This window comes from Paenibacillus sp. P4_A7 (assembly GCF_056402455.1).
Genome location: NZ_JBFUHJ010000213.1, coordinates 1 through 8,962 on the forward strand (window position 1 = coordinate 1; position 8,962 = coordinate 8,962).

The 8,962-nt window shown below is 42.9% G+C and carries 5 protein-coding genes; all 5 read left to right on the plus strand.

Annotated features, from left to right (window positions below; all coding sequences use genetic code 11):
- Positions 1-570 (plus strand): ABC transporter permease subunit (locus AC1DWN_RS21010; RefSeq protein WP_477560855.1); only part of this gene is annotated, 570 nt, incomplete at its 5' end.
- A gap of 15 nt (positions 571-585) precedes the next feature.
- On the plus strand, positions 586-1,470 hold the full coding sequence (locus AC1DWN_RS21015; protein ID WP_477560856.1) for a carbohydrate ABC transporter permease: 885 nt from the start codon (positions 586-588) through the stop codon (positions 1,468-1,470).
- Between the two features lie 88 nt (positions 1,471-1,558).
- Positions 1,559-3,316, plus strand: coding sequence for a sensor histidine kinase (locus AC1DWN_RS21020; RefSeq protein WP_477560857.1), 1,758 nt, complete (start codon positions 1,559-1,561; stop codon positions 3,314-3,316).
- Between the two features lie 3 nt (positions 3,317-3,319).
- Entirely contained in the window at positions 3,320-4,975 is a 1,656-nt protein-coding gene (locus tag AC1DWN_RS21025) for a response regulator (protein ID WP_477560858.1), read from the plus strand.
- A gap of 237 nt (positions 4,976-5,212) precedes the next feature.
- A partial coding sequence (locus AC1DWN_RS21030; RefSeq protein ID WP_477560859.1) for a DUF4838 domain-containing protein occupies positions 5,213-8,962 on the plus strand: 3,750 nt, incomplete at its 3' end.

Consider the following 8,962-nt stretch of genomic DNA (forward strand, 5'->3'; position numbering starts at 1 on the left):
CTCGTATACCTGCCCCATTTTTTGTCGTGGGTGTTGCTAGGTGGCATTTTGATCGATTTGTTATCACCTTCATCAGGGATAATCAATCAGTTTCTCGGCTGGTTCGGAATTAAGCCCATTTTCTTTCTTGGAAGCAATGCATGGTTCCCCTATACGCTTGTGATTTCGGACATTTGGAAAGAGTTTGGCTTTAGCACTATTGTCTATTTGGCAGCGCTTACGAGTATTAATCCCGCTTTATATGAAGCAGCTAAAATAGATGGCGCTAGCCGTTGGAATCAAACCTTGCATATTACACTTCCGGGAATGATGCCAATTATTGTTCTGCTCGCGACCTTAAGCATTGGAAATGTTTTGAACGCGGGGTTTGAGCAAATATTCAATTTGTATAGTCCGTCCGTGTATGAGAGTGGCGATATCATAGATACTTTCGTTTATCGTATGGGTTTCGAGCAAGTTCATTATGGGTTAGCTACGGCAGTCGGATTATTGAAATCAGTAGTGTCCTTAATACTTGTATCCATGTCCTATGTGATGGCATACCGTTTTGCTGGTTATCGTATTTTCTAGAAAGGAGGTAGGGTATTGAATACACGCTTGTCTAAGAGTAGAAAAGTATTTGTAGTTTGCAATTACACCTTCTTGGCGTTGCTTTCTCTACTATGTATATTCCCATTAATTCATATGTTCGCTTTATCTTTAAGCTCTGGTGCAGCCGCAGCCGCGGGTAAAGTTACCCTGTTGCCAGTGGAATTCACAACCGCCGCTTACAGAAACATAATGAATAAGCCAGAATACTTGACGGCCTTTGGCATTTCAGGACAAAGACTTGTGCTTGGAACATTAATTAGTTTGTTTCTTACGATAATTACGGCTTATCCTTTGTCGAAAGAGAACCAGGCATTTCAATTTAGAACGTGGTATACGTGGTTTTTCGTATTTACCATATTATTCGGAGGCGGCTTGATTCCATGGTTCATGACGATCAAGAAGCTCGGCCTGATGGATACCATATGGGCGCTTGTGTTGCCTGGAGCGCTTTCGGTGTTTAACGTGATTTTGCTGCTCAATTTCTATCGAGGCTTGCCGAAGGAGCTTGACGAATCAGCTAGAATGGATGGAGCAGGCCACTTCCGGACATTATGGAGCATCATTGTTCCCTTGTCCATGCCCGCTCTTGCAACAGTTGGACTATTTACAATGGTAGGGCATTGGAATAGCTGGTTCGATGGACTTGTGCTGATGAATAGACCGGAGCATTATCCACTGCAAACCTTTCTCCAGACGATTGTTATTAAGAGAGATATGAGATTCATCAGCTCGCAGGATGCGGAGCTGCTACGATTGATTTCAGATCGAACGAGTGGTGCTGCACAAATTTTCGTGGCATCACTTCCGATTTTGCTGGTCTATCCATTCCTACAACGATTTTTCATTAAAGGAATCGTGCTAGGCAGCGTCAAGGAATAATATGGAGAAACAATAGTTTGCTTCCTCCCCTGTATGATAAAGTGTATGTACAATAAGGAAGCACATTATCATTGCAGGGGGAACAATCATGAAGATCTCTAACTTGCTAAAGTGGAAGCAGCCTACGATTTTCATTAAATTGATGCTGACATTTGTAGCTGTATTGGTACCGCTGTATTTGTTAACTCTTGTAATCAACAATAAGGGCTCAGAGAGTATTCGAAAGGAAATTTTTCAATCAATTGCTAACCGAAATCAGTTTTATCAAAATATGCTGGAGCTGGAAGTTGAGCGGATTATGCGTATACTTCCGGAATATGTCGCAGACAAAGACCTCATGTTTCTAAGTACAAGCGGTGATAGTATGAGTGATTACGAGAAAATGACTTCTATCAGCGGGATTCAGCGGCGATTGCAACTGATTAAATATAATAGTATTTACATTTCGGAGGTCAGGGCCTATTTACCTCTCCTCCAGCGAACGATACTAAGCTCGACATTTGATACAGCCATTAATAATTCAGAGTTTGAAGCATTACAGCTTAAAAACAATAGCCAGGAAAGTCCTCTCATCTATTGGGATGACAGACTGTTTGTTAGTATGCAATATCCTGCAATTGCCAACCGCAAGGTGCAGTTCGTTGTAGGTGTGGAAATTTCGGTTCAAAGGCTGAAGAAAACGTTAAGAGAGGTTATCAGCATTCCTGAAGGAAAGGTTGCTCTCATCAATGTGCACCAGAATTGGATGATCTCAGATGAACAGGATTCTTCGATTTTAACGGCTCTTCGCAATTATTTCACCAATCAAAAACAACAGGAGATTTATGCTGGTTATGCTACACTTCAATTCGGTAATGTGCCTTATTTGGTCTCGTTCACCTACTCTAAAGAGTTGGGATCTTATCTAGTGAGTTATGTGGCGGAAAGTCATGTAACCGATCCTATCAATAAGTATCAGTTCTGGATATTGGGCGTTTCTGTGTTATCCATATTCATCATTCTTTTCTTCTCTATGTCCATATTTCGTATGATACATCGTCCATTAAAAACACTGATCGGTGCCTTCAAGAGGATGCGGATGGGAGAGATTGTACCAATCGCTCATTCGCAGCGTCACGATGAATTCGGTTATTTATACAATGCATACAATGAGACGGCGATCCATCTAAAGACACTTATACAGGAAAACTATGAGCAGAAAATCCACAGCCAGCGTTCTGAGTTGAAAAGATTGCAATCACAAATAAACCCTCATTTTCTGTATAATTGCTTTTTTGTTCTATGTCGATTAATTAAATCGGAAGATCTGGAGCTTTCCTATCGATTCTGTCAATATGTCGGCGACTATTTTCAATTCATCACTAGGGACGATTCTGATCTCGTATCGTTGGAAACAGAAATTAAGCATGCGCGGACGTATGTAGAGCTTCAGAAGGTTTGTTATGGAGAAAGAATTCAGGTTCAATTTGACAAGCTTGATCCTAACCTTGCTCCGTATAAGGTGCCGCGCTTAATTTTTCAACCGATCGTTGAAAATATTTATAAGTATGCGGTTGCTGAAATGGTTTCTGGCGGAAAGCTGTGGATTCATATGGATTGTAGTGATGGAGATTTGATCGTTTATATGGAAGACAATGGAGGCATCTTGTCGGATCATGACTTAGAGAAATTGAATCATCGGCTGAGTATGTCAGCTCGTGTTATCGAAGATACAACAGGAATCATTAACATCCATCGGCGTATTCAAATTATGTTTGGAGCAGAATACGGATTGCATATGTCGAGATCCAAGATGGGCGGTCTACGAGTTGCGATTCGGTTGGCGCTTAAAGAAGAGGGGGCGTGACACATGTACAGATTACTGATTGTGGACGATTTGCCGGTCATAACGGATGGATTAGCAGATCTGTTCGAAAGAGAGCAAAATTTACAGTTGGAAGTGTACAAAGCATACTCTGGCTTCGAGGCGCTCGAGCTCATGAAAAAACAACGCATCGATATCGTGCTTTCCGACATTCTTATGCCAGGAATGAATGGAATCGAGCTGTTAAAGCAAATCCGCAGAAATTGGCCGATCTGTAAGGTAATCTTATTAACGAGCCATAGTGAATTCAGTTACGCACAGAGTGCGTTGTCACTGGGTGGACTTGAATATATTTTGAAGACGGAAAGCGACGATATCATTATCAAAGCAGTGGAGAAGGCTATTGATAGTCTTAGTAAAGAGAGTGATGCAAGAAGATTAGTTGAGAAGGCACAGGAACATATGAAGATGGCCCTTCCAACCTTGCAGAAGGAGTATCTATCGGCTTTGCTGCAAGGGAAAAAGGTAGGACCCGAGCTCCTTGCTGAGCATTTCTCTAACATTGAGCTTACCTTTCGAGCTGACCAACCCGTATTTCTATTAATCTGCCGTGTGGACGATTGGAATGAAATTACGACTGCACCCGACAAATCGCTGATCATCTATGCCGTGCAAAATATCGTGGAGGAATTTTTATTTGAATCCGCCAAGCTTATCTCACTTGTGTACGAATCGTCCAAAATGGTTTGGATCCTGCAGCCGCATTCTGTAGAGCCAGAAGAACGGGAGAGGACATTCCATTATGTGAATGGAATGCTGGAAATGATTCAGATCAAATGTCAGCAGCTATTGAAGCTATCTATCTCGTTCGTTCTTGGAAGTCGCGCGGTAGACTGGCCTGAGCTCGCCGATCGATTCCACGCGCTGAAATTTCTGCTCGTACGGGGAATAGGAAGTCGAAGAGGCACGTTATTAACAGATGAAAAGATTTCTCAGATTGAAGAGGAACAATCACAGAGTATCGCGAGTCAGGGGCCTCGGAAAAAAAGCTATGAGCTTCAGAGCAAGATGCCGCTGCTGCTGAATTGCCTGGAGAACGGAAATGAGGAACAATTTTTTCAACTATATGAAGAATTATCCCCTCTTTTCACGAATGATCGAATTCCACGCTTGCAGAAACTTGAGCTTTATCATGCGTTGTCCTTTGTGTTTCTGACATTTGTGAATAAGTACGAATTAGAAAAGGCACTAGGAGATCAGTTCGAATGGAACAAACTCGTCAAATTTGATGAAAATATATGTTGGCAGGAGTGGAGCGACTACTTTCTACATCTCGCACACGCTATCATTACCTGGAACATCAAAGAGCAAGAGCAAACCACCCATGATGTTGTAAGGAAGGTACACGAATTTATCGAAAGTCATATTTCAACAGAAATCTCACTTATACATATGGCGGATTATGTGAACTTGAACCCCTCGTACTTGTCGAGGCTATATAAGCAGATTACAGGGAATGGATTATCCGATTATTTAACGGAATTGCGTGATCGCAAAGCCAAGGAACTGCTTACGAAGAGTAGCTTGAAGGTTCATGAAATTGCAACTGCACTCGGCTACAATTCCTCACATTCGTTTATCCGGTTTTTCAAGAAAAAGAATCGCACAACTCCGCAGGAATATAGGGAGCAGTGGGGGTAGTAAGGACTAGGGAGCTTAATTTAATGAATTATTTTAGCGGTGCCTATGGCACTTCTAAATTAAAATGACTGAATATTCAGTCTATTTGTCATGCAATTGAGATAATTCGAAGTGATATTACGATATGGGGGTGAGGCAAAAAAGAATACAAAGGGGTAAGCGATAAGAATGTAATGATTTGAGGGGTTATGGACATTTGAAATGGATTAATTAATCAGTTATGGAGGCGCTTACATTATGAATGATGTTAAGGTAAAGGGTGGCTTATTAGTAATAAAGCGATACACGACGATTTTTACAATGCTATGTTTACTGTTCTCTACGATAAATACGGCATTTGCTGCGGATGTCACCTCTCAAATGGAGATGAGTGAAATCAAAGATATGGCTGGTCACTGGGCCGAACGTCAGCTCAGCGAATGGGTGGACAATGGTCTGATTCAAGGGTTTCCAGACAAAACCATACGCCCGGATCAAGTGATCACAAAAGCTGAAATGGCTGCGTTAGTCAATCGAGTTTTCGGATTCACGGAAGCGGAGCCTGATTGGCATGCAGCTGACCTAGCTGTTACGAACTGGGCTTATCTCGACATGTCAGTTGCTGCGAGAGCTGGCTATTTAGAAGGATACGAAGACGGCACAATTAGAGCGAAGCGTTCCGTTTCCCGCGAAGAAGTGGCGGTTATGATCACAAGATTGCTCTCGTCCGATCTCACTCCGAATGCAAAAGCGGCAGACTCTTTTACAGATGCTAATCAAATGGCTGACTGGAGTAAAGGGGCGATAGRTGCGGCGGCAGTTGGTGAGCTGTTATTAGGTTACAAGGATGGCAGCTTTAAGCCGAGGAAGGGGGTTACGCGAGCAGAAGCAGTCGTGCTTTTGGACCGGGTTCTGTCCGGAAGAGGCTTGTCCTATAGCAAGGCAGGGACGTATGGTCCGATCAAAGGATCGACAACCGTTAAAGGGAATGTCAGCATCAATGTTCCTGGCGTCACCCTGCAAAACATGGTCATTTCGGGCAATCTGCTTATAGGAGAAGGCGTTGGAGAAGGAGACGTCAGGCTAAAGAACGTTACTGTGAAAGGAAAGACTACGCTTAATGGTGGAGGAGAACACAGCGTCTACTTCATAGATACCGTATTGAACATCGTTCAGGTCGACAAAAAAACAGGAACCATTCGTATCGTCTTGGAGGGGTCCTCAGCTATCACTGAGCTAATTCTACAATCCCAATCCGTAATTGAAACGGGTCTCGTTAATTCGTCTGGGGAGGGCATTGGGGTTGTAACACTTACGGACGTGCTGCCGGTTGGATCGAAAATCATTTTGAAAGGGAGCTTCAAGAAATTGGAAGTGAAGTCCAAGGGCTCTGAGATACAAGCCGTAGGAGGGATAATTACCGAGTTGATCATTTCGGATCAAGCAAGCGGAACAAAGCTCACCTTAGATAAAGATTCGAAGATCTTTTCTCTGTTTCTGAATGAAATCATTAAAGTGCTTGGACAAGGAGAGATCAACAAAGTGATATACGGTAAGAAGGGGAAAGGAAGTACATTCGAGCGGATGCCAAAACAAACAGAGGAATTAGAAGGAACGAATCCAGTTGATGGAGGTTCGTCGACACCAACACCAACACCAACATCAACGGCTTTCATTGTTAAAGAGGGTATTCAAAATGCGGACATAATTGTCAGTAAGCTCGCTAGCAAGATGGAGATGCTTGCGGCCGAAGAACTTCAGAGCACGATCAAAATGGTTAGTGGTGCCGAGCTTCCTGTATATAAAGGGCAAATTGATGGTAATTTAGTGAGCGCGCAATTGTGGGAAGATGTCCTCGATATTAATAAAAGCGGTACTTTTCCAATTCATATCTCACTTATTAATAACAGTAACCATGCTGTCCAAATCAGTATGAGACAGATGGACAACGGGCCGATTACAGTGAATACAATGAATGGAATTGTTTTAGGAGCGAAACAAGGGCAAAACATCGATGGTACGATAGCAGTTCCAGTCACAATTACGGAAGGAACTCATTTGGTTTCCATAGAGGTAAGCTATGACGATGTACCGGTCACTATATTAACCTTGACGGTAAATCTAGATCGTAACTTGATCAAAAATGGAGGATTCGAAAAAGCTAGTGCAAGTGGAAATACTCCGGAGGACTGGATTGTGCCTTCAGGTGCGCGAGACAATCAAGTGGCCCGCAGTGGTTCGAGTTCCCTCAGAATTGATCTAGGTGAGCACGAGTATATTAACGCAACAACGAATCAAAGGCTCATTCTAGAAAGAGGGCGCGAGTACGTGCTGAGAGCTTGGGTAAAGGGTAGTGCTCCTTCGGGCCAAAAGATTGTAACGCAATTTATGGAAATGAAGAATGATGGGGGATACAAAGATGGTTCGGGGCAACAGGTTTCTAATGTGACCGATCAATGGACATTAGTGGAGTTGAAATACACACCTAAACAAACAGCTATATTTGATTACAACTGGATATACTTCTATGCCATAGCTGGAACAGACCAGCTGTGGATCGACGATGTTACCTTAATGGAAACAGGTGAAGAACCAGAACCTTCTCAGAATCTGATTACTAATCCCGGTTTTGAAACAGCTACGGCGAATGGTGAGCTTCCTGTTGGCTGGAATGTGCCGTCGGGTGTGCGGGACAATCAGATCGCGCGTAGTGGCACAAGTTCTCTTCGAATCGATCTCGGAGAGAGAGAATATATTTATGCGGTTACAGATCAGCAGATTAAGCTCCAAGCGGGCCAAGAATATACCCTGCAGGCGTGGGTGAAGGGCAGTGCTGCTAGTGGGCAGAAGGTCATCGGGCAATTCATGGAAATGGGGAATGACTGGACGAATAGTCCCGGTACACAGCAGATTTTATTCGATGTGACAGACACATGGTCCAAGGTGGAAATGAAATATACGCCCGATGCGACAAAGCAGTTAGACTATGTCTGGATATACTTCTATATCATTGTGGGAACAGATAAGCTGTGGATCGATGACGTTTCACTTACGTTAACTGAGAGTGAACCTCTGAAAATGGACAGTTTGCTTGCTGAAAATAGCCCCCCATTGGAACTGCAGACTTCTGTTATGTCGCCTGAAGTTCGCACATTGAGTTTGGAAAGTGAAATAGAAGCAGAGCGGTATCAGATCATATTGGGAACGCCTGACACGATTCCAGACCTGGCAAGCCAATTTGGGGATGACATTGCTTATCTACATGATTCTGACGGATTTGCTATTAGAAAAGTAGGAAACCGAATTTATATTATTGGAACGGAAGATAAAGGTGTGTTGAACGGTGTATATGACTTCCTGGAAGAAAATGCTGGAGTATTATGGACTCGCTCTAGTACTACAGACATCGGCACACTATATGACGCACTAGATACGATTAATGTCGAAAAGATAAATTATCGCGAAAAGTCACCGTTTCAATTGCGTGGGTGGAATCTTACTGGTTACGGAGCAAATGGTGAATATCATGAGGATCCCGGCACGGAATCAATGATGGCCAGAAATAAAATGAATGCCAAGATGGCGGAATTCGAGAACCAAGCTCTCTGGGAAAGACATGAGCGTGTAGGCGTAAAGTCATTTACACTCGGACATAATCTGGGGTACTGGCTGCCGAATGAACTGTATTTCTCAGATCATCCGGATTACTACAACATGGATGTAGCAGGGGAAAAGTATATTCCTGTCGCGGATGATACGCAAATTAACTTTTATCATCCGGATGTTCCAGGTGTGATAGCTGGACGTGTCAAACAATTTCTAGTTGATAATCCAATTGAATATGTTGGAATTGGTATCAATGATACTCATTACTTTGAACAAGGGGTTCTGAGCCGCACACCGTTCACAACAGAAGATCATATCGTTATTCAGCCTAATGAAGCAGATTATAAATCAACTGTTTTTTATTCATTCTTGAACAAAATTGCGGCCGAAGTGAAAGTAACG

Bases quoted from the DNA above. Each gene is read 5' to 3' on its own strand.
- AC1DWN_RS21020 (WP_477560857.1), top strand. From the start codon at position 1,559: ATGAAGATCTCTAACTTGCTAAAGTGGAAGCAGCCTACGATTTTCATT.
- AC1DWN_RS21025 (WP_477560858.1), top strand. From the start codon at position 3,320: ATGTACAGATTACTGATTGTGGACGATTTGCCGGTCATAACGGATGGA.